General features: G+C 44.7%; 1 pseudogene. It reads right to left on the reverse strand.

Annotated features, from left to right (window positions below):
- A pseudogene (locus QVP03_RS11485) lies at window positions 1-384 on the reverse strand (Arm DNA-binding domain-containing protein); the annotation flags it as partial.
- Between the last annotated feature and the right edge of the window lie 155 nt (window positions 385-539).

Below are 539 nucleotides of genomic sequence, written 5' to 3' on the forward strand. Positions count from 1 at the left end.
GTGTTTGGATGCCGAGCCGTATTTGCCGAGTGTTTCCAGCCGTTCGATAGTCTGTTTCAGATATTCGCCGACCGTGCAGTTTATTTTCCGCCCGTTGGTTTCCAAAAGATTGTCGAGAGTAACCTCTACCTCTAATGCTTCCAAGCGTTTGATTTTGCGGCGGAGTTCGTCGATTTTGGTGTCAATGCGGAGTTGTAACGCCTGCAATTCGGGAGTTTGGCCCTTAACACGCTGATTTTCAAAATCCCACTCGTTAATGTTGAGTGTTACACCCGTGCTGATGTGTTTAAGTTTTCGGTTTTGTGTTAAACGCAGGTGAACGGGCGCGGCGTTTTGATTGTTCAGTCTGTCTTTGCGAAAGACGGCGTTAATGCTGATATTCATTTGTTTGCATTGTTGCGCAAACAAGTTTAACCGACTGATTTAGTGTTAAACATTTCCCCGAAAACGCTCTCTTTTCCACCCGAAAATGCCCGACGACAGGGCAGGAACACAAAAACAAAAAGACTGATAATCATTGATTATCAGTCTTTTGCTTT

This window comes from Alistipes sp. CAG:29, assembly GCF_000435435.1.
Lineage (GTDB): Bacteria > Bacteroidota > Bacteroidia > Bacteroidales > Rikenellaceae > Alistipes > Alistipes onderdonkii.